Origin of the sequence: Thiocapsa sp. UBA6158 (assembly GCF_002423035.1) — a bacterium.
In the GTDB taxonomy this organism is placed as follows: domain Bacteria; phylum Pseudomonadota; class Gammaproteobacteria; order Chromatiales; family Chromatiaceae; genus Thiocapsa.
Genome location: NZ_DIUM01000021.1, coordinates 33,569 through 54,828 on the forward strand (window position 1 = coordinate 33,569; position 21,260 = coordinate 54,828).

General features: G+C 65.9%; 17 protein-coding genes. 9 read left to right on the plus strand and 8 right to left on the minus strand.

Going from position 1 to position 21,260, the window contains the following annotated elements; genetic code table 11:
* Nucleotide 1: 1 nt before the first annotated feature.
* Nucleotides 2-2,818, minus strand: coding sequence for a monovalent cation/H+ antiporter subunit A (locus B4N44_RS03255; protein WP_296696889.1), 2,817 nt, complete (start codon nucleotides 2,816-2,818; stop codon nucleotides 2-4).
* 386 nt (nucleotides 2,819-3,204) lie between these two features.
* Between B4N44_RS03255 and purK the strand changes: the two genes are divergently transcribed.
* Entirely contained in the window at nucleotides 3,205-4,359 is a 1,155-nt protein-coding gene (purK, locus tag B4N44_RS03260) for a 5-(carboxyamino)imidazole ribonucleotide synthase (RefSeq protein ID WP_296696891.1), read from the plus strand.
* Nucleotides 4,356-4,883 (plus strand): 5-(carboxyamino)imidazole ribonucleotide mutase, encoded by a 528-nt coding sequence (purE, locus tag B4N44_RS03265; protein ID WP_296696892.1) that lies wholly within the window; start codon nucleotides 4,356-4,358, stop codon nucleotides 4,881-4,883. Before purK ends, purE begins: the two co-directional genes overlap by 4 nt.
* 563 nt (nucleotides 4,884-5,446) lie before the next feature.
* Here the strand turns inward: purE and B4N44_RS03270 are convergent.
* The gene (locus tag B4N44_RS03270) at nucleotides 5,447-7,306 is read right to left on the minus strand and encodes a DEAD/DEAH box helicase (RefSeq protein WP_296696894.1); all 1,860 of its coding nucleotides are present in this window, start codon (nucleotides 7,304-7,306) and stop codon (nucleotides 5,447-5,449) included.
* Nucleotides 7,307-7,531: 225 nt separating this feature from the next.
* On the opposite strand from B4N44_RS03270, the gene B4N44_RS03275 reads away from it, so the two are divergent.
* A complete protein-coding gene (locus B4N44_RS03275) occupies nucleotides 7,532-8,860 on the plus strand; it encodes an ABC1 kinase family protein (protein ID WP_296696896.1) in 1,329 nt (442 codons plus the stop codon).
* 70 nt (nucleotides 8,861-8,930) lie between these two features.
* Here B4N44_RS03275 and B4N44_RS03280 read toward each other — a convergent pair whose 3' ends face one another.
* Nucleotides 8,931-10,358, minus strand: a complete 1,428-nt coding sequence (locus B4N44_RS03280; protein ID WP_296696898.1) for an NAD(P)H-binding protein — start codon at nucleotides 10,356-10,358, stop codon at nucleotides 8,931-8,933.
* 123 nt (nucleotides 10,359-10,481) lie between these two features.
* Between B4N44_RS03280 and B4N44_RS03285 the strand changes: the two genes are divergently transcribed.
* From B4N44_RS03285 to B4N44_RS03305, 5 genes are all read left to right on the plus strand, one after another.
* Complete coding sequence (locus B4N44_RS03285; RefSeq protein WP_296696899.1) at nucleotides 10,482-11,663, plus strand: cation:proton antiporter; 1,182 nt, start codon at nucleotides 10,482-10,484, stop codon at nucleotides 11,661-11,663.
* Nucleotides 11,660-12,175 (plus strand): NAD-binding protein, encoded by a 516-nt coding sequence (locus B4N44_RS03290; RefSeq protein ID WP_296696902.1) that lies wholly within the window; start codon nucleotides 11,660-11,662, stop codon nucleotides 12,173-12,175. The genes B4N44_RS03285 and B4N44_RS03290 overlap by 4 nt, the downstream gene beginning before the upstream one ends.
* A gap of 154 nt (nucleotides 12,176-12,329) precedes the next feature.
* A complete protein-coding gene (locus B4N44_RS03295) occupies nucleotides 12,330-12,995 on the plus strand; it encodes a protein-L-isoaspartate O-methyltransferase family protein (RefSeq protein WP_296696903.1) in 666 nt (221 codons plus the stop codon).
* A 221-nt stretch (nucleotides 12,996-13,216) separates the two neighbouring features.
* Nucleotides 13,217-13,537 (plus strand): rhodanese-like domain-containing protein, encoded by a 321-nt coding sequence (locus tag B4N44_RS03300; RefSeq protein ID WP_296697016.1) that lies wholly within the window; start codon nucleotides 13,217-13,219, stop codon nucleotides 13,535-13,537.
* Between the two features lie 144 nt (nucleotides 13,538-13,681).
* Nucleotides 13,682-14,269 (plus strand): isochorismatase family protein, encoded by a 588-nt coding sequence (locus B4N44_RS03305; protein WP_296696905.1) that lies wholly within the window; start codon nucleotides 13,682-13,684, stop codon nucleotides 14,267-14,269.
* Nucleotides 14,270-14,286: 17 nt separating this feature from the next.
* Here the strand turns inward: B4N44_RS03305 and waaA are convergent, their stop codons facing one another.
* Entirely contained in the window at nucleotides 14,287-15,570 is a 1,284-nt protein-coding gene (waaA, locus tag B4N44_RS03310) for a lipid IV(A) 3-deoxy-D-manno-octulosonic acid transferase (RefSeq protein WP_296696908.1), read from the minus strand.
* Nucleotides 15,571-15,621: 51 nt separating this feature from the next.
* Nucleotides 15,622-17,076: a bifunctional D-glycero-beta-D-manno-heptose-7-phosphate kinase/D-glycero-beta-D-manno-heptose 1-phosphate adenylyltransferase HldE gene (hldE, locus tag B4N44_RS03315; protein ID WP_296696910.1), complete on the minus strand. Its 1,455-nt coding sequence runs from the start codon at nucleotides 17,074-17,076 to the stop codon at nucleotides 15,622-15,624.
* Nucleotides 17,077-17,478: 402 nt separating this feature from the next.
* Between hldE and B4N44_RS03320 the strand changes: the two genes are divergently transcribed.
* Nucleotides 17,479-18,111 carry a hypothetical protein gene (locus B4N44_RS03320; protein ID WP_296696912.1) on the plus strand — a complete coding sequence of 211 codons (633 nt, stop codon included), beginning with the start codon at nucleotides 17,479-17,481 and terminating at the stop codon, nucleotides 18,109-18,111.
* Nucleotides 18,112-18,139: 28 nt separating this feature from the next.
* Here B4N44_RS03320 and B4N44_RS03325 read toward each other — a convergent pair whose 3' ends face one another.
* Genes B4N44_RS03325 through pyrR form a run of 3 tightly spaced genes read right to left on the minus strand, consistent with a single transcriptional unit; the run spans nucleotide 18,140 to nucleotide 21,034 of the window.
* Nucleotides 18,140-19,438: a dihydroorotase gene (locus B4N44_RS03325; protein WP_296696914.1), complete on the minus strand. Its 1,299-nt coding sequence runs from the start codon at nucleotides 19,436-19,438 to the stop codon at nucleotides 18,140-18,142.
* Nucleotides 19,431-20,438, minus strand: a complete 1,008-nt coding sequence (locus tag B4N44_RS03330; RefSeq protein ID WP_296696915.1) for an aspartate carbamoyltransferase catalytic subunit — start codon at nucleotides 20,436-20,438, stop codon at nucleotides 19,431-19,433. The genes B4N44_RS03325 and B4N44_RS03330 overlap by 8 nt, the downstream gene beginning before the upstream one ends.
* Nucleotides 20,435-21,034 carry a bifunctional pyr operon transcriptional regulator/uracil phosphoribosyltransferase PyrR gene (gene pyrR, locus B4N44_RS03335; RefSeq protein WP_296696916.1) on the minus strand — a complete coding sequence of 200 codons (600 nt, stop codon included), beginning with the start codon at nucleotides 21,032-21,034 and terminating at the stop codon, nucleotides 20,435-20,437. Before pyrR ends, B4N44_RS03330 begins: the two co-directional genes overlap by 4 nt.
* Between the last annotated feature and the right edge of the window lie 226 nt (nucleotides 21,035-21,260).

Genomic DNA, 21,260 nt, shown 5'->3' on the forward strand with positions numbered 1-21,260 from the left:
CTCAAGCATGGTTCGCCCCGGACGGTTCCGGCTCGCCCGGATGGCTGGCATGGTGCATCAGACCGAGATGGACCAGGATCAGGAGCGTCGCCCCGACCACCACCAGATAGACCCCGAGATCGAAGGCGATCGCCGAGGCCAGTTCGAAGTCCCCGACCACCGGCCAGTGCACATGGGTAAAGGCCGATGTGAGGAAGGGATAGCCGAAGACCAGGCTCGCCAGTCCGGTGAGCAAGCCGATCAGCAGGCCGGCGCCGATGACCGGATGCAGATTGGATGTCATGCGGTTGTGTGTCCATTCCACGCCGTTCGCCAGGTACTGCATGATCAAGGCGATCGCGGTGACGAGTCCGGCGATGAAACCGCCGCCCGGCAGGTTATGTCCGCGCAGGAAGATGAACGCCGAGACCAGCAGGGCGAGCGGCAGCAGCAGACGCGTCAAGGCAGCCATGATGGTCGGATGCATATCCCAGTTCCAGGGCCGCCCGCGTGCGTCGCAGGCCGGTCCGGGCAGACGCAGATCCCTGAGCATGGCGTAGATGCCCAATCCCGCCAGCGCCAGAACCGAGATCTCGCCCAGGGTGTCGAAGCCCCGAAAGTCCACCAGGATGACGTTCACGACGTTGCCGCCTCCGCCTCCCGGCACGCTGTTCTCCAGAAAGTAGTCCGCGATGCTCTCGTAAGGCCGGGTGAGGACCGACCAGGTCAGTGCCGCCGCGCCGCCGCCGGCCAAGCCGGCCACACCGATATCGCGGATCCGTCGCGGCCAGCTCGACTCGGCAGGGCTGTACTGCGGCAGAAAATACAGTGCCAGCAGCAGCAGGACGATGGTCACCACCTCCACCGAGAGCTGAGTCAAGGCGAGGTCCGGTGCCGAGAACTTCACGAAGATGAGCGAGATCAGCAGTCCCAGCGCACCCATCACGATCAGTGCGGTCAGGCGGCGTCGGTGCAGGATGACCGTCCAGAGGGCGACGGTGATCAGCGCGATCGTGACGAGCAGGCTCACCGCATCGGCCGGTAAGAGTGCGCGATCGCCGGTCAGCGGTGCGCCGCCGCCGAGGAAACCGATCGTCCCCAAGGTCAGCGCGCAGAGGATGAAGACGAGCAGCATGCGCTGCAACGAGCCGCTATCCAGCGTGCGGGTGACGGCCCCGGCCAGCGCGAGGAGTCCCTTCAGGATCCAATCGAAGACGGCCTTGGCATCGAGGAGCCCTTCGAGCCTGGTCGCGAGCTTGAACAGCGGCCGCCGTCCGGCATAGATGAGGATGCCTCCGACCAAGGCGATCACACTCATGATCAGTGCGGCGTTGACGCCGTGCCAGATGGCCAGATCGTAGTCCGGCGGTGCGCTTTGCAGCACCCCCGTCGCCGCCACGGTGAGCAGCGGCGCTACGGTAAAGGCCGGCAGGATCCCGACCAGCAGACAGATTGCGACCAGGATCTCCACCGGTACCTTCATCCAGCGCGGCGGCTCGTGCGGGGTCTTGGGCAGATCCACCGGGTCGCCGTTGAAGAAGACGTCGTGGATGAAGCGCAGCGAATAGGCCACGGCAAAGATCCCCGCGACGACGACGGCGCCGGGCAGGAGCCACTCCCAGGAATGGTTCGCCGAGAAGGTGACCGTCTCGCCGAAGAACATCTCCTTGGAGAGGAACCCGTTGAAGAGCGGAACACCGGCCATGGCCGCTGCGGCCACCATCGCCAGTGTCCCCGTGTAAGGCATGTAGCGCCACAGACCGTTGATGCGGCGCATGTCGCGTGTCCCGCATTCGTGGTCGATGATGCCCGCGGCCATGAAGAGCGAGGCCTTGAAGGTCGCGTGGTTGATGATGTGGAAGACCCCGGCCACCGCGGCGAGCGGTGTCCCGATGCCGAACAGCAGCGTGATCAGGCCCAGATGACTGATGGTCGAATAGGCGAGCAGACCCTTCAGGTCATGCTTGAAGAGGGCGAAATAGGCGCCGATCAACAGGGTCGAAAGCCCCGCGCCCATGACCAGGACCGACCATTCGGTGGTGCCGGAAAGTGCCGGGAACAGACGTGCAAGCAGGAACACGCCCGCTTTGACCAGGGTTGCGGAGTGCAGATAGGCCGACACGGGTGTGGGTGCCGCCATCGCGTGCGGCAGCCAAAAGTGGAACGGGAACTGCGCGGATTTGGTAAAGGCGCCGAGCAGGATCAACACCAGCATCGGCGTGTAGAGCGGGTCGGATCGGATCAGGTCGCCGTTGGCGAGGACGACGGACAGATCGTAGCTGCCGACCATCTCGCCGAGCAGCACGAAGCCGCCGAGCATGGCGAGTCCGCCCAGCCCCGTCACGGCAAGCGCCATGCGCGCCCCCGTTCGGGCATCCTCGCGATGCTGCCAGTAGCTGATGAGCAGGAAGGACGACAGACTGGTGAGCTCCCAGAACATCAGCAGCAGGATCAGGTTCTCGGACAGGACGATCCCGAGCATCGAGCCCATGAAGAGCAGCAGATAGCCGTAGAAGCGGCCCATGCAGTCGCGTTCGGCCAGGTAGTAGCGCGCGTAGAGGATGATCAGCAGACCGATGCCCAGGATCATCAGGGCGAACAGCAGGCCCAAACCGTCGAGCCGAAACGCGAGATCGAGTCCCAGCGCGGGTATCCAGGGGATGCGTTGCACCAGGGTCTCGCCCAGAAACGGCGCGGTCACGCTCGGTGCCAGCACGATCAGGGCGGCCAGGGCCACGCCGCCGGCCACCCAGGCCGATTGCAGTCGGCCGAAGCGCGACACCCAGGCGGCCAAGCCGGCCCCGATGAAGGGTATGAGAACAACAAAGAGAAGATTCATGCGCGCGACTGCCTGAACGGGAGGACGGTGACTCGCTCGGGACAAGGATAACACCGTCCGTTCGCAGGCGTCCCGCGTCGGCATTCGTGCCTAAGTCGTCCTCGGACAGCGCCTGCTCGGCCGACTCGCGCTCGGTGATGTCTTCGACGGTGCCGGCGGCACGCAGTGCCCGGTCGTTGCGGTCGAATCGGAGAACCCACCATTGGCGCAGCCGCCTCAGCCTGCCACGCCGCGCACCGGGGTCGCTCCCGTGTACCCGAGCGTAGACCTTTTTCACGGGTCGACGTCGCTCGAGCGCGATCCAGTGGCGATTTTCGTGCTCGGCAAGGAGCGCACCGCGGCATTGGGGCTTTCCAATTTCCTCCCGAGCGCCGATGATTCACCGCATGGACGTCTTCCCTCTCCCTATAGCACGTATCGGCATCATCGGCGGCGGACAGCTCGGCCGTATGATGGCCAAGGCCGCGAAACGGATCGGCTGCACCTGCGTCGTGCTGGACCCGACACCGGGCTCGCCGGCCGGCCAAGTCGCCGGGCATCAGATCGTGGGTGCCTATCACGACCCCGCCAAGCTGCGCGAGCTGGCCGAGTCCTGCGATGTCGTGACCTTCGATATCGAAGACATCGATGCCGAGACACTGATCCAGCTCGGACGCGAGGGGCACAATATTCAGCCGCCCCCGGCCGTGCTGGCCTTGATTCAGGACAAGCTCGCGCAAAAGCGGGCGTTGAGCGCGGCCGGCATCCCGACCGCGCCCTTCGAGCCGATGCCCGAGCCCTCGGCCGAGGCCTTCGCTGCATTCGGCTATCCACTCGTGCAGAAGGCCTGTCGCGGCGGCTACGACGGCCGCGGTGTCTCCATCCTGGACGGCCCCGAGGATTTCGACGACCATCTGCCGCTGCCCTCCCTGGTGGAGCGCTTCATCCCTGCGGCCAAAGAGCTGGCCGTGCTGGTGGCGCGCGGTCTCGACGGGGACCACCGCTGCTATCCCGCGGTCGAGATGCGTTTTCGACCGGGCGAGAACGTGCTCGAGATGCTGCTGGCCCCGGCGCAGATCCCGGCCGAGACCGCCGCCGCGGCGGAGCAGCTCGCGGTGCGCACCGTGGATGCGCTGGGCGGGGTGGGCATCTTCGGGGTCGAGATGTTTCTGACCGAGGCGGGCGATCTGCTGGTGAACGAGGTCGCGCCGCGCACCCACAACTCGGGTCATCACACCATCGAAGCGAACATGACCGACCAGTTCGAGCAGCATCTGCGCGCCGTCGTGGGTCTGCCGCTGGGGTCGACCGAGCAGCTCTGCCCTGCCGCCATGATCAACCTGCTGGGCGCGCCCGGCCATCGGGGACGCCCCGTCATCAAGGGCATGGCCGAGGCCCTGGCGATTCCGGGCGTCTGTCTGCACCTTTACGGCAAGGCGGCGACCTCGCCCTTTCGCAAGATGGGCCACGTCACGGTCCTGGACCGGGACATCGAGCAGGCCCGCATCAAAGCCGAGCGGGTCCGTCGTCTGATCGAGATCTCGGGAGAGGATCACCCATGACCGCATCCACGCCATCCACGTCGTCGGCGGCTTGCCCGGCCCGCGTCGGCATCATCATGGGCAGCGATTCCGACCTGCCGGTGATGCAGGATGCCGCCGCCGTGCTCGGCGAGCTCGGCATCCACTACGAAATGACCATCGTCTCTGCGCACCGCACGCCCAAGCGGCTCTACGACTACGCCGAGAGCGCGGTCGAACGCGGCTTGCGCGTGATCATCGCCGGTGCGGGCGGCGCGGCGCACCTGCCCGGTATGGCCGCCGCCATCACGCCACTGCCGGTCATCGGCGTGCCGGTGAAGACCTCCAGCCTCTCGGGACAGGACTCGCTGCTCTCCATCGTGCAGATGCCCGCCGGCGTGCCGGTGGCGACGGTCGCCATCAACGGCGCGAAGAACGCAGGGATCCTCGCTGCCCAGATTCTGGGCGCCTCCGATGCGGAGATACGCGAACGGATCGTACGCTTCAAGCAGGATCTCGAGGCCACGGTGATGACGAAGGTCGCGGCGATGGAGCAGCCGACGTGAACCCGCTCGACGATTTCGATCCGGACCCATTTTGAACCGCGTCGGCACCGGCGCGGTTTAAACGAGACGACGTCAAGCCGACCCGAAGACCTCGCATATCCCGCGGAGGACGCGGTTCAGCAACCAACCTCGTGCGTCGTCGGAATCAACTCCGCGACACCGTCGCGTCGGTTCGCCGCAGCAACCAAATCGCCGGGATGGACTCGCCGGTGGCGTTATCCACCACGCCGGCGAGCGCACCTGGACCGAGATGGGGAATCAAGTCGCCGCGCGAGAGCGCAGCTGCGAGTCGTTGACGCATCGTGGTGACCTATTGCGGCCGAGGAAGGACATGAGTTGGTAGGCAAAAACAACGCCACCAATCAAATCCCACGATCAGGGGCCGGTCCGGGCCGTGCGGTGCCTTAAATGTCCCCGATCCTCCGCCCCCTCGTCCCCTTCCCGACAATCCAATCCCTTTCGCCTTTCACCTGAAATCTTCCGAACCGCGTGACTCCAAGTCCGAGACGGCACTCTAAAGATCCGCACCGGACTCGAGCCTCGCGCCAAACCCCGGAGGCGGTTCAGCTCGGATCCGTACGCTTGCGACGCCGCTCCTGATGGAATCCCGGCTCCCGAGACTTGCGCTCGTAAGAGGGCTGGTCGGGTCGAGCGCCGCCCGGGTTCTCTCCCTCGCTGCGCCGCGTCCCGCCTGCCGCCCCATCCGCGAGCGAGATCCGCAGCGCCTGACCGCGAACATACACCCGCTTGAGATGGTTGAAGATCTCGCGGGGCATGCCCTCGGGCAGATCGACCAGCGAGTGATCGTCCCGGATGTCGATCCGGCCGATATAGCGGCCTTCCAGCCCGGATTCGTTGGCGATGGCACCGACGATCTCGCGCGGGGTGGCGCCGTGTTGGTGGCCGACCTCGATCCGATAGCTGGTGAGCCCCTCGGATCCGCGTGCTTGCGGGCGCGGGCGGTTGCGACTGTCCTCGCGCCCGGGCGCTGCACCACGATCGCCGTCGCGGGGGGGGCGCGGACGTCCCTCGTCGCGACTTGCGCTCCGCGGGCCGCGTTCCGAGCGCTCGGGCCGCGTCGCCGCGGGGCGCGGCAGATCCGGTTGGACATCGAGCGGACGCTCGCGTTGGGTCAAATAGGCCAGCGCCGCGGCGATGTCCATCATCTCCAGCTCCTGCTCCGTCGCAAGCCGTGCGACCAGACGATAGAAGAAGTCGAGGTCCTGCTCGGTCAGGGTCTTGCGCAGCTCGGCGGTGAAGCGGTCGATGCGTGACTCGCTGAGCTGAGAGGCCGAGGGCGGCTCCATTGCCGGAACGCTGCGTCGGATGGTGCGCTCGATCGCGCGCAGCAGCCCGCGCTCGCGCGGCTCCACCAGCAGGATGGCCCGACCGGCCCGACCGGCCCGACCGGTCCGCCCGATGCGATGGACATAGGCGGAGGGATCCGTGGGGATGTCGTAGTTCACGACATGGCTGAGCCGTTCCACGTCGAGCCCGCGTGCAGCGACGTCGGTCGCGACCAGGATGTCCAGATGGCCCTGCTTGAGACGCTCGACTGTGCGTTCGCGCATCTCCTGGCTCATGTCGCCGTTCAGGGGCTCGGCCGCGAAGCCGTGGGCCTTGAGCTTGTCGGTCAGCTCGACCGTGGCGTTCTTGGTCCGCACGAAGATCAGCATGCCGTCGAACGGCTCGAGCTCCAGGATGCGGGTGAGCACGTCGAGCTTATGGAAGCGGGTGACCACGCAGTGGTGCTGGTCGATGGTGTCTACGGTTTCCGAGTCCGCCGTGACGCGAATCTCGACCGGATCGGACAGTCGGGTCTGGGCGACCCGGCGAATCCCTGCAGGCATGGTCGCGGAGAAGAGCGCGACCTGGCGTCCGGGCGGCGTCTGCTCGAAGATCCAGTCGATGTCTTCGGCGAAGCCCATGTTGAGCATCTCGTCGGCCTCGTCCAGGACGAGCGTCTTGAGCACGTCGAGCGCCAGTGTGCCGCGCTTGAGATGATCCATCACGCGTCCCGGCGTGCCGACGATCACCTGCGGGTTGCGTCTGAGCTGACTGAGCTGCAGGCCGTAGGCTTGACCGCCGTAGATCGGCAGCACCAGAAAGCCTTTCAGATGCTGCGCGTAACCTTGGAAGGCTTCGGCGACTTGGAGCGCAAGCTCGCGGGTCGGCGTGAGCACCAGAATCTGGGGTCCGCGCTGCGTGGGATCGACACGGCTGAGCAAGGGAAGGGCGAAGGCGGCTGTCTTGCCGGTGCCGGTTTGGGCCTGGCCGAGCAGGTCGCGCCCGGCGAGCAGATGCGGGATGCACTGGAGTTGAACGGGTGTCGGGGTCTCGTAACCGAGATCCTCGACGGCTTGTGCAACGGCGGGGGCTAGGCCGAGCTGGCCGAAGCCGATACTCGTGTCGGGGGTGTCCATCGTGGGGCCTCGAAAGAATGGCGCGTCCGGCGGGAAGTCCGGCGGACCATCCAGGGGGATTCGCAAAGAAACAATGCATTATCTGCGTGGGTCGCGGCTGGAGCAAATTTGATTCGCGGCTCGGGTGCGATTCCTCATCGTTGCACTGCGGATAACTCGATACCATGTCCACCTTTTAGTCTGGACAGAATCCGGACGCCGCCGATTCTTTTCCGAGGAAACCCGATGTCCACTACACCTAACCGACCCGGCATGGCCGTCCCGAGCACGCGTCTGAGTCGCCTTTGGCACCTCGGACGGGCCACCGGGGATCTCGCCGCCGGGATCGGCGTGAAGGGTCTGATCGAACTCGCCCGGACCCGTCGCAGCGCCGAGCCGTCGCGGATCAGGCTCTCGCCCGAGCATACCCGCCGCTTTACCGATCGGCTCGCGCGCATGCGCGGCGCCGTCATGAAGATGGGGCAATTGATGTCCATGGACGGCTCGGACATCTTCACGCCCGAGGCCGCCGAGATCATGAGTGCCTTGCGCGAGCGTGCCGAGCCGATGCCGATGAGCCAGCTCGCCGGGGTCTTGGAGCGCGAATACGGACAGGGCTGGAACGAGAAGTTCAAGCGGTTCGAGTTCACGCCCGTGGCCTCTGCCTCGATCGGGCAGGTGCACCGGGCCGAGACGCGCGACGGACGTCGTATCGCGCTCAAGATTCAGTTTCCCGGCGTGCGCGAGAGCATCGATAGCGACATCGACAACCTCGCCTTCTTGGCCCGGACACTCGGCATGGCCCCGGCGGGCGTTGATCTGACGCCTTATTTGGAGGGCGCGCGCCGGCAGCTCCATCAGGAGGCGGACTACGGCGCGGAGGCGGATTCGCTCGAGGCATATGGGGCCGGTGTCGGTGCTGATCCCGACTTCTTCGTCCCGCGCGTGCATCGCGACCTCTCCACATCGCGCGTGCTGGCGATGGATTTCGCCGAGGGTGTTCCGGTCGATCGTTTGGCCGACAGCGGCTACAGCCGCGAGGAGCGCGACCGCGCCGCAACGGCGTTGACGCGTCTGTCCATGCGCGAGCTCTTCGAGTTCGGTCTCGTCCAATCCGACCCGAACTTCGGCAATTATCTCTACGACGCCAACAGCGGGCGGATCGTGCTGCTCGATTTCGGCGCCGCGCTGCCGGTGGGGTCGGATCTCGTCGAGCGCTATCGACAGCTCGCTCACGCTGCATTCGCCGATAACCGTGCCGCAATGCGCGCGGCCTCGATCGACCTAGGCTATGTCGGTGCGAACGACCCGGCCGAGCAGGTGAACGCCCTGATCGATCTCCTGCGCATGTCCAGCGAGCCGCTGCGTAGCCCGGGCCATTACGACTTCGGCGTCTCCGACCTTTTCGAGCGTGTCTATGCGCGCGGTCGCGAGATGTTCTACTCAGGCGCCTTCAGCACCGTGCCGGCACCGGAAACCATGTTTCTACATCGTAAGTTCATGGGCGCTTTCATGTTGTGCCGGCGTCTGCGCGCGCGGGTGGATCTCGGGGGGATGCTGAGGCACTATCTCTGAGGTGAGGCGCCTGGCGCCTGGCGCCTGCCTCCTGCCTCCTGCTGGTGGCCGGTGGCTGATGGCTGGCGGCTCATCGCGCCAAACGAGCGAGCCGGCGCTGATACCGCCGCATGACCAGAAGATGCGCAACCGCCTGTGTCGAGAGATAGATCGACCAGGGCAGGGCGGGTGCGTAGTCGTGGATGGCGGCCATGGTGTAGCGATCGTCCAGCAGGGTTTGGAACTCGAAGCGGGCACGGCCCTGTCCGTCCGCTCGACTCAGTAGACCGCCGACGATGGCGTAGACCTGGCGTTGCGGGCTGCTTTCTTCGGCGAGCCATTGCAGTGTCAGCAGGTGCAGGCGCGGGAAGCGGGTGTAGACACTGCATCTCCCCGTCGCGTCGATGTCGGTGCAGACCATGGGCCAGCAGCAGGCGCCGAGCCAGCGGAAATAGTTGCCGGCGACCCAGGCGGCATCCTGACCGGGCGGCAGTATTACCCGCTGAATGGAGCGCACCAGCCGCGCGCGGCGCATCAGCTCGCGGCTCTGACCCTCGATCGGCTGGCGCGGGCTCGGCAGCAGGTGTCGGCCGGTCCGGTCGAGTGCGGTGCGCAGCGCCTCGCTGAACGGGATCGCTGACGGGTCGATCGCGCGCTGCACCGGGTTGTCGCGAATCACCGTGTCTTGATGCAGGCTTTCCAGTGCCGGACCGACGACGGCCGAGGGCGCACTGCTGAAGAACCGAGCGGTGGCCGAGGCCAGCCAGAGCGGCATCCAAGGCAAGGTCAGGATGCGTCTGCGCAGGCCGAGCACCTCGGCCGTTCGGCGCAGCATCTCTTCGTAGCTCAAGCACTCGGGTCCGCCGATGTCGTAGGCGCCCCGACAGGTCTCCGGTTGTCCCAGGCAGTGGCGAACCGCCCGCACAAGGTCCACGAGCGCGATGGGTCGCGTCATCGAGCGGGCGCTCGGCGGAAGCAAGAGCAGCGGTAGGCGCCGGACGAGATCCACCAGCAGCCGTGGGGCCGAGCCGCCGGGGCCGACCACGAGTCCGGCACGCAGCGCCGTGACCGGTGTCCCGCGCGAGGCCAGCACCAGCTCGACCTCGCGCCGACTCCAAAGCAGCGGCGAGATTCTGAAGCTGTCCGGGATCAGCCCGCCGACGACGATGATCTGTTTGACCCCGTTCGCCGCAGCGGCCTGTGCGAAGTTATCGGCCAGGATGAGATCCATGTCGCGCGGATTGGCCTGCGTCAGGCGCGACGAGGGCGCGAGCGAATGCACCAGATAGACGGCGTAATCGCAGTCCGCGAGCCCTGCGACCAGGTCCGGTGCCGAGAAGAGATCGCAATGACGCCAGGTGATGCGCTGATCCGGGTCGGGTGTTTGCTCCCGGGCGGGCGATCGTGTCAGTGCCCGAACGGAAAAGGCGTCCGTTAGGGCGCGGCAGACCGCGGTGCCGATAAAGCCGCTGGCACCGGCGACGGCGACCCGCGGCCGCCCTGGTGGATTGGATGGCATGGCGTCCTGTCTCTCGGGGGATGTCTCGACCCAACGCCATAGGATATACCGTCCGAGGACCGATCAGGCTGCACGTGCAACCCTTTTGGAAGTTGCCTTCTTGGAATTTGGTAAAGTCGCGACATGGAGCTCAACAGCTTTGTCCTTTCGGCGATCGCGCTGCTCACCGTGGCGGCACTCGCCGTTGCGCTCTTCAAGCACTTGGGTCTGGGCTCGATTCTCGGGCTTCTGGTGGCGGGCATCGTGGTCGGGCCGCACTCGCCCGGCCCATCGGTGACCGCGCATGTCGAGGACGTGCGCAATTTCACCGAGCTGGGCGTGGTCATGCTGCTCTTCCTGATCGGTCTGGAGATGAAGCCTCGGCGGCTGTGGTCGCTCCGACGCGAGGTCTTCGGGATGGGCTCGGTGCAGATCCTGGTCTCCGGCCTTCTGGTGGCGAGCTACATCTCGCTGTACGACTATTCGTGGCAGGCGGCGCTCTTGATGGGGCTGACCTTGGCGCTCTCGTCCACGGCGCTGGTCATGCAGCTGCTGCACGAGCGCGGCGATCTCGCCACCCGCCACGGAACAGCCGCCTTCGCCGTCCTCTTGATGCAGGACCTGGCCGTGGTGCCGCTGCTCGCGATCGTGCCGATCCTCTCGGATGTCGGCACCCTGTCCTCGGACGTCCCCTTCTGGCGGCAGATCCTCGTTGTCCTCGGCATGGTGGCCTTGGTCTTCGGCTTCGGGCGTTACCTGGTGCCCTTCGCGCTCAAGCATCTGCTGCGTCAGCACAACCGCGAGGCCTTTACCCTGGTGGTGCTGCTGGCGGTCTTTCTCGCAGCCGGGGCAATGCACGAGGCGGGTCTCTCGATGGCGCTCGGCGGCTTCATGATGGGGATGCTGCTCTCGACCTCGCGCTTCAGCTTTCAGATCCAAGCACAGATCGAGCCCTTCAAAGGGCTGCTGATGAGCCTCTTTTTCGTCGCCGTCGGCATGTCGATCGATCTGGAGGCGATCGCGGCTCAGCCGCTGCTGCTGGCCCAGCATGTCGCCCTGATCCTCGCCATCAAGCTGGTCGTACTCCTGTTGATCGGCATGGCCTTCGGACTGGCGCGTGGCACGGCGACGCGCGTCGCCTTCATGCTGGCTCAGAGCGGGGAGTTCGGTTTTGTCCTTTTCGGCTCGGCCAAGGCGCTCGGAGTCATCGACGATGCCACATTCGTCATCGCGGTGAGCGTCATCTCGGTCAGCATGCTGCTGACGCCCTTATTGGTGCGGCTCGGCGACGTCTTTGCGCGGCGCCTCCAACGGCGGCTCCGATGAGCTTCGAGTACCCGGCGGTCCCCGCGGGTCAGGCGGGGCGGGTCGTAATTGCGGGTTACGGGCGCGTCGGTCATACGGTCGCGACCCTCTTGGAGGCCAACAACATCGCCTTCATTGCCTTCGATACCAACCCCGTCCACGTCGAGCGTGGCGAGCGGGACGGTCGCGCGGTCTATTTCGGGGATATCGGCGATGTGGAGCTCTTGGAGGCCGTCCAAATCGACAAGGCGGCACTGGTGATCCTGACTATCGATCACGGACCGACCGCCTTGCGGGCCGTCTCGCATATCCGCACGGCCTATCCGAAGGTGCCCGTGATCGCCCGCGCGCGGGACCTGGAGGCCTGCGGCAGTCTCATTCGCGCCGGCGCGACGCTGGCTTACCCGGAGGCGATCGAGAGCAGCCTGCGCCTGGGGGCGGAGGCGCTGCAGATGCTCGGCATCTCCACGAATGAGGTCGACTCACTGCTCCGAGGCGTGCGCAGCGAGGGCTATGCGCGTGTGCTCGAGTAACCAGACGTTGGCTTGGCCTCATGCGCGGCCGATGCTCGCGCTCAACCGCCGGCCGCCAGCGCCCAGCTCTCGCCACCATCCCCGGTTGCTCGATCCGCCCAAACTCAGTAGGCTTCCAGGTCGCCCAGAACACGAAGACGAGGACTCGATTCCGATGGATATCACCGCCGAGTGCGCGCGTTTCAATATGATTCAACAGCAGATTCGCCCCTGGGACGTCCTGGACGACCGGGTCCTCGAGGCGATGGCGGAGATTCGACGCGAGGCGTTCGTTCCCGACGCCTATCAGGGTCTCGCCTATGCCGATATCGAGATCCCGATCGGCGAGGGCGCCTGCATGCTGGCGCCGAAGGTCGTGGGGCGCATGCTTCAAGCGCTGGACGTGCAGGCCGGCGAGCGGGTGCTGGAGATCGGTGCGGGGACGGGTTATGTAAGCGCCTGTCTCGATCGCTTGGGGGGGCGTGTCATCGGGGTCGAGATCGATGCCGCTTTGGCGGACGAGTCGCGTGCGCGTTTGGCCGGCTTGGGGCTCGAGTCGATCGAGATCCGCACGGGCGACGCGCTGAGCGAGCCCGTCGAGGGTGGGCCGTTCGACGTCATCGCAGTCACCGGATCGATGCCCACCGAGGCCGCCTTGCCGCTGCTTCAGGGGCAATTGGCTAAAGGCGGGCGTCTGTTCTGTATCCTTGGTGTGGAGCCCGTGATGGAGGCCCTGCTCCTAACCCGTGTCGGCGAGCGTGATTTTCGCCGAGAGGGACTGTTCGAGACCTCGACGCTTGCGTTGAAGAATGCCGCCGAGGCGAACGAGTTCGAATTCTGAACCGCGCTGAACCGCGTTCGGTGTGTGATGCGGGGCTTGCGTTTGGGCTTGGTGTTGTCCGAGTCAACGGGCGTTGCAGCGGACGCGGTTCAGGAGAATGTCAAGAAACGATCGGATGATTCATGGCGTGTTTCCCGGGCCGGCCGGTGCCTTCCGAGTCCGGCAGGTCGAGCCTCGGAAACCTATGCCGGTGCGGGCCTGGCTGAATACGGGGGCTGGTGATGCGTCGAATGGGGCCTGGAGAGGTTGCGCAATTGTTGGCGGCGGACGGCGAGCCGCCGATCTTGCTCGATGTCCGCGAGCCGTGGGAGTTTCGGATCTGTCGGATCGAGGGATCCCTATCCATTCCGATGGGACAGATCCCGGGGGCATTGGCACGCTTGGATCCGAATCGCGAGATCGTCGTGATCTGCCATCACGGCATTCGCAGCTATCAGGTCGCGCGGTTCCTCGAACAGCAGGGCTTCACGCGTACGGCCAATCTCGACGGCGGCGTTGCGGCATGGGCGCGTGATCTGGATCCCGCGATGCCGGTCTACTGATCTGCAGCCCGTCCTTGCCCACGGGCGGCTCGGGCGCGGCGCTGCTTTTTCCTTGATTCACGTCGGGAAACTGACGCACACTCCCCTGTGCCACGGGCGATTTCTGCCACGTGCGATCCAATAACAATCTCGCGAGGACACGCCATGAGTACCCATCAAGCGCAGATGCCGCTCTGTCAGAGGGCCTTTTCCCAGCTTCTGATCATCGATGCCCAGGAGCGTCTGGCGCATGCAATGCCGGCCGAAGAGCTGGATCTGGTCGTCGCGAACATCAATCGGCTGGTTTCCGCCGCCAAGATCCTCGGTATTCCGGTCATCGCGACCCAGCACAATTCCAAAGGGCTCGGACCGGTCATGGCGAGCATCCGCGACAACATGCCCGAGGGTGCCGAGCCGACCGAGAAGACAGCGTTCTCCTGCTGCACCGCGCCCGGATTCGAGCGCAACATCTCCGCCCATCCGGACCGGCGTCAGCTGATCGTCGTCGGCATGGAGGCACACATCTGTATCGTCCAGACCGTCTCCGGGCTCCAGCGCTGGGGATATCAGGTTTTTGTTCCGGCCGATGCCATCATCTCGCGGAAGTCGGTGTTCAAACAGAACGTCTTGGATCGCATGCGCCATGCCGGGACCCAAGTCGTCTGCACCGAGTCGGTCGGCTTCGAATGGCTCGGGGACTCGACCGACGCCCAATTCCGAGAGCTGTTGTCACTGTTCAAAGCAGCGGATTGAATCGCCGGGGCGGCCGATCACGGATCGTTCCCTCGCATCTTCGGCAAGCGGGCTTCGATCAGCGTCATGAGCCGATCGAGTGCACCGCGATTCGCCTCGACGATGCGACGGCCGTTCTCGCCGATGCGCGCCCGCTCGGTGGCGTCGCTCAGCCAAGAGATCATGAGTCGCGCCAGCGCTTCGGTGTCGGCGACCTCCATCGCGCCTTCTTCGGTGCACAGCAGCTCCGTCATGGCTGCAAAGTTGAAGTGGTGCGGGCCGATGGCGACGGGGACGCCCGAGGCCGCGGCCTCCAAGAGGTTGTGACCGCCCGTGGGCACCAGGCTGCCGCCCATAAAGGCCGCGTCGGCAGCGGCGAGAAAGACCGGAAGCTCTCCCATGGTGTCGCCGAGAAAGACCGCCGTGCTTGGTGTGCAGGGCTCCGGGCGGCTGCGACGGGCCAGCGTCAACCCCTGCCGTGTCACCAGCTCGGCGACGCGATCGAAGCGTTCCGGATGGCGCGGAACCAGCACCAGCAGGGCCTCGGGCAAGACTGTTCGAATGCGTTGGTGAGCCGCGAGGATCGGCCCGTCTTCCCCCTCATGGGTGCTGGCTGCGACCCACACCGGGCGCTGCACACCCCAGGTGCGACGCATGGCTTCGGCTTGATCGAGCAGGCTCGCGGGTTGGCGCAGGTCGAACTTGATGCTGCCCGTCACCTGGACCCGCTCGGGATCGGTCCCCAGTGCGATGAAGCGCCGGGCATCCGGCTCCGCTTGGGCAGCGATTAGGTCGAAGCCTTGCAACGTCTCGCGTGTGAGGCGCGCGAGCCGCCGATAGCCCTGCGCGGAGCGTTCCGAGAGCCGCGCGTTCGCCAGGATCACCGGGATGCCGCGTCTTGCGCAGGCCGCCAGGGTGTTGGGCCAGATTTCGGTCTCCATGACGATCAGCAGCGCCGGGGTCGTTCGGTCCAGAAAGCGGTCGAGGATTCCGGGAAGATCGTAGGGAGTGTAGCGGTGCGCCACGCCGTCGCCGAAGCGCTCGCGCAGCCGCTCGGCGCCGGTCGGTGTGGTGGTCGTGACCAGGATGGACAGCGGCGGGTCATGTTCCATCAGGCGCCGAATCAAAGGCTCCGCGGCCTGGACCTCGCCGACCGAGACGGCATGGATCCAGACCTGCGTTGCCGGTCCTGCCGGGCCGAGCGCGAGTCGCTCGCGCACCCGCCGCCGATAGGCAGGTGACTTGAGGCTGCGCCAATACAGGCGCAGGAGCGCGAACGGCAGCAGCAGGCGCAGCAGGAACGTGTAGAGGCGTCGGGTCATCGGCGAGGGGTCGTCTCGGTGTGCGCTACGGGTCGGCGCGTCTGCACGGGCTCAGGTCTGCGGCGCGGCAGCCCGGATCGTGCCTTGGAGTGTGCTCAGGATGCGCGTGGTCGAGCGCCCGGGCACCAGATCCAGGACGCGCACCTCACCGCCGTTGGCATGCACGCAGTCCGCCCCGGCGATCTCCTCCGGCCGGTAGTCCCCGCCCTTCACCAGCAGGTCCGGTTTGACCCGGCAGATGAGTGCCTCGGGCGTGTCCTCGGAGAAGGCGCAGACCCAGTCGACCGAGGCGAGACCGGCGAGCACGGCCATGCGTTGCTCGATGCCGTTGATCGGTCTCTCCGGGCCTTTGAGTCGGCTCACCGAGGCATCGTCGTTGACCGCCACGATCAAGCGATCGCCGAGCCGTTTGGCCTGCTGCAGATAGGCGACATGGCCCTCGTGCAGGAGGTCGAAGCAGCCGTTGGTCATGACGATTCGCTCGCCGGCAGCGCGCGCGGCCTCGACCGCGTCGACCAATGCCTCCTGGTCCAGCACCGTATGCCATTCGCTGCCCTGATAAGCGCGCTCCAACTCGCGCGCGGCGACCGTCGCGGTGCCCAGTTTACCGACCGCAAGACCGGCCGCGCAGTTGGCCAGCGCGCAGGCCTCGTCGAGTGCGACGCCCGCGCCCAGCGCGGCGGCCAAGGTCGCGATCACGGTGTCGCCGGCACCGGTCACGTCGAAGACCTCGCGGGCCCGTGTGGGCAGGTGCAGTGCTTCGCTGTCCGGGCGCAGCAGCAGCATGCCGCGCTCGCCGAGCGTGATCAGCATCGCCTCCAGGTCGAGCTCGGCACGCAGCCGCTGGCCCCGCTCGATCAGGGCAACATCGTCGGCGCAGACACCGACGATCGCTTCCAGCTCGGCCCGGTTCGGGGTCAGGAGTGTGGCACCACGGTAGCGCGTGAAATCCAGTCCCTTGGGGTCCACGAGCACGGGTTTGCCGTCCGCCAGCGCCAGCGCGATGAGACGCTGCGGGTCGGCCAGCGTCCCTTTGGCGTAGTCCGAAAGCACCAGCAGATCGCAAGCATCGAGCGCATTGCAGACCAGCGCCGGAAGCGGGTCGTCGGCGAGCGGCGTCAAGGGCGCTTCGAAGTCCAAGCGGATCAGCTGTTGATGCTGGCTCAAGACCCGCAGCTTGGTGACGGTAGGCACATCCGCGCGTCTGTGCACTCGGGTACGGATACCGTGCGCATCGAGTCGTGCGGCCAGCACATCGGCCGCTTCGTCGTTGCCCGTCACGCCCGTCAGGGTGACATGGCAGCCCAGCGCGGCCAGGTTCAGCGCGACGTTCGCCGCACCGCCCGGGCGGTCGTCCACCCGCGCGACGTGCACCACCGGCACCGGGGCCTCGGGCGAGATCCGACGCGTCGCGCCGCTCCAATAGCGGTCGAGCATCAGGTCGCCCGCCACCAGGATACGGGCGCGGGAAAAATCCGGGAAAGGATGAGTCGAGGTCGAGGGCAAGATGGGCTCCAGGCGAGAGGATGCGACGAGTCTAAACCGCGCTCAGTGCAGTACGCGATGTTTTTGGATGGGATCGGCCCCGGCGGATTTCAGAGCCGCTGGAGCCGGCGCGGTTTAAAGTATTAAAAAATATAAAATTGTAAACGGCGTCCCCGCTAAGGGTCGTGGATTCACCAAACTTCGAACTCACTCGAAAGTGAGCATCTCGCTCTGGACGCGGTTTAGCCGGAAGGCACTGAAGTTTCGAGGCGAGGAGCGAGAAGCGAGTAGGCGGCGAGGTCCGGGGTCTTCCCTTCGAGACTCAAACCACTCACCACTCACCACTCACCACTCACTCCTCGCCACTCCTTTTGGGTTTATGCTTTCACGAGATCAACCGGATTGCGTTGGAGGGTCATCATCATGGGACACGCTGCACTTAAACAAGAGGTCGACACCCTGCGGGAGTACATGAAGGAGCTGAGCTACCAGGCGATGCGCACCGAGATGTCGCTGGCCCGTCTGTCCGAGGAGATGCTCGAATTCAAGGACGAGATGCGCGAGTTCAAGGACGAGATGCTTACGTTCAAGGAAGAGAGCCAGCGCGAGCGTCGGAGCATGAACAAGCAATGGGGCGATCTCGCCAATCGCCTCGGCACGCTGGTCGAGGATATCGTAGCGCCCAATCTTCCGCGGGTGGCGGCCGAGCTCTTCTCCTGTCCCGTGGCGGATCTGTTCGGGGTCCGCGTCGTGCGCCGCTTCGGGGGCGAGACGCGCGAGTACGATGCGCTGCTGGTCTGCCCGGAGGTGGTCTTGGTCAACGAGACCAAGTCACGCCTGACGGATGCGCATGTCGAGGGCATTCTCGAACGGCTCGCCGAGATCCCCCGTGTCTTCCCCGAGTATGCCGATCGTCGCGCCGTCGGAGTCCTGGCGAGCCTCTATCCGGACGCGAGCGTCGTACGTCGTGCGACGCGCCGCGGCGTTTTGGTGATGGGCATGGGCGACGAGACGATGCACGTCTTGAACCCGGAGGCGCTCCAAGCCGGCGGTTGAGCGCGCTCCGTTACGCGCCTTGTCTCGATCAACGACCGCTCGCCCGCTCGAAAACGATGCGTCCATCCAGCACCGTCGCCATGACGCGCCCGTGCATCTGCGTGTGGAGAAAGGGGCTGTTCTCGCCGTGGCTCAGGAGTGTCTCCGGGGTCGGTATCCAGCAGTCGTTCGGATCGAAGATGCAGACATCCGCCGCCGCCCCGGGCGAGAGATGTCCAAGGTCGAGACCCAAGATCTCGGCAGGACCAAGGGTGAGTCGGGCGATGACGCCCGGCAGATCGAGCACGCCTTCGGTGACCAGTCGCAGCGCGAGCGGCAGCAGGGTCTCGAGCCCCGAGATGCCGGGCGCGGTCTCGGGGAAGGGCAGCAGCTTGGCATCGGCATCGTGCGGCTGATGGTCCGAGCAGATGGCGCCGATCTCGCCGGCCGCGAGCGCATGACGCAGGGCATCGCGGTCCGCCCGGGTGCGCAGGGGCGGTACCAGGTGACAATTGGCGTCGAAGCCGTCCAGGTCCTCTTCGGTCAGGAAGAGTTGGTGGATGGCGACGTCGCCGCTCGCCTGAACGCCGCGGCCGCGCGCGGCCGCCAGCATCACGGTCGCCCGTGCGGTCGAGAGACCGCGGAAATGGATGCGTGCGCCGGTCTGGCCGGCCAATGCGAGATCGCGGGCAACGGCGACCGTCTCGGCGGCCTCCGGGATGCCGGGAAGCCCCAGCCGGGCGCTCACGCGGCCTTCGTGTGCACAGCCGCCGCTGGTCAGGTCCGGGTCTTGCGGATGCAGGAAGAGCGTCAGTCCGAAGGTGGCGGCGTACTCCATCGCACGTCGCTGCACCTGGGCGCTGCGGATCGGCCGATCCGCCTGGCTCAACACCCGACAGCCGGCGAGCTTGAGCGCAGCCATCTCGGTGATCTGTTTGCCGTCGAGGTCTCGGGTCATGGCGCCGGCCGGCACGACGCGCGCGAAGCCGAGCCGCTGTGCGGTCTGCCGAATCAATTGTGCGACGGCCGGTGTATCGATGACGGGCGAGGTGTCGGGTGGGCAACAGAGCGTCGTAATCCCGGACGCTGCTGCCGCTCGAGTCTCGCTCGCGATCGTCGCTTTCTGCTCGAGACCGGGCTCGCGCAGCCGGGCGCTGAGGTCCACGAAACCGGGGCACACGATCAGCCCCCGCGCATCGAGAACGCGCTCCGGTTGAAACCCGGTTGGCGCCTCGCCGATCGCGAGCACGCGCCCGTCGGCAAGATGCAGGTCGATCTCCCGGTCGATCCGGTTGGCCGGGTCGATCAGTCGACCGCCGCGAATGCTGATGTGCTCGACCTCAGCCATTGGGCTCACCATCCGTCTTCACGTCCGCCTGCATGGCGATGTTCTGGGTGCCGATACACATGGACATGACGGCCATGCGGATCGCGATTCCGTTGGTGACCTGCTCGAGGATCACCGAGCGGGGCCCGTCGGCGACCTGTGACTCGATCTCGACCCCGCGATTGATCGGCCCGGGATGCATCACGATGGCCTCGGGATGAGCCACGCCGAGGCGCTCTTCGGTGAGGCCATAGAGCTGGAAGTACTCGTGCTCGCTCGGCAGGAGCGCATTGGTCATGCGCTCGCGTTGCAGGCGCAACATGATGACGACGTCGACATCGCGGATCCCCTCGCGCAGATCGTGAAAAACCCGCACGCCGAGCGCCTCTTCGGCGAATGCCGGAATCAGGGTGCGCGGGCCGATGACCCTTACCTCGGCCGCACCCAGCGTGTTGAGTGCGAGGATCTGGGAGCGCGCGACCCGCGAGTGCAGGATATCGCCGACGATGGCCACGCGAAGGTTCGCGAAGTCCCCCTTGTGGCGGCGGATGGTGAACATGTCCAACATCCCCTGGGTGGGATGCGAATAGCGCCCGTCCCCGGCATTGATGACGCTCACGTACGGTGCTGCATGGGCGGCGATGAAATGAGCCGCGCCGCTCGAAGGGTGGCGCACGACGAACATGTCGACCTGCATCGACTCGAGGTTGCGCAAGGTGTCGAGCAAGGTCTCGCCCTTGGCGGTCGCCGAGGTGGAGATGTTGAGGTTGAGCACGTCCGCGGAGAGTCGTTTGGCGGCCAGCTCGAAGGTCGTTCGGGTGCGAGTGCTGGTCTCGAAGAAGAGATTCGCGATGACCTTGCCGCGGCACAGCGGGACCTTCTTGACCGCCTGCTGTGTCACCCCGAGAAAGCCTTCGGCGCGGTCCAGGATCTCGGACAAGAGCGCTCGACTCAGCCCTTCGATCGTCAAAAAGTGCTTGAGGTTGCCCTGGCCGTCGAGCTGCTGATGGCCTGTCTTCATCGGCGGGCCTCGCCCTTGGCGCTCTTGGTCGGGCGCGCGACCGATGCCCGATCGGTCTTGGACGCCGTCGTTTTTGCGCTTTGACCGCGCAGCAGGACGAGCGGGTGCGGTCCGCTGAGCTTGATCTGCTCGCCCGGCTCGAGCTTGGCATGCAGGCCGACGACGTTCGGCTCGATCGGCAGCTCGCGCCCGTCGCGCTCGGAAAGGGTGACCAAGATGACCGAGGCCGGCCGGCCGTAGTCGAACAGGACATTCAGGGCGGCGCGGATGGTGCGACCGCTCTGCAGGACATCGTCCACCAGAATCAGGTGACGGTCGTCGATCCCGACCGGCAGATACGAGGGGCGCACCTGCGGATGCATCCCGATGCGAGTGAAGTCATCGCGGTAAAAGGAGATGTCCAGATGGCCGAGCGGTTCGGCCAGCTCCAGCATCTCGTGTAGCTGATCCGCAACCCAGACCCCTCCGGTATGGATGCCGATCATCAGCGGGGCTTCGATGGCGCGCTCGGCGATAAGAGAGCCCAGCTCGTCGGCCATTCGGCCGATGATGCCGTCGATCTCGGCGCTGTCTTTCCAGATCTCGGAATTGATCACTGAGGAATGCTCGGGGTTGGGTGCTTGATGGTCGGGATGCGTGTGTGGTGAGTGGCCGGTGGGGCGGAGTGATGCTTCAGAAACAGGTCAACACGGTGTTCAAGGCGTAGGATGGGTAGAGCGCCAGCGAAACCCATCCTCCAAACCGCCGGGTTGCCGGGTTTCGGTCTGATGCCTTTGGCGCGGGGTGGATGGGTTTCGCTTCGCTCTACCCATCCTACGTGTT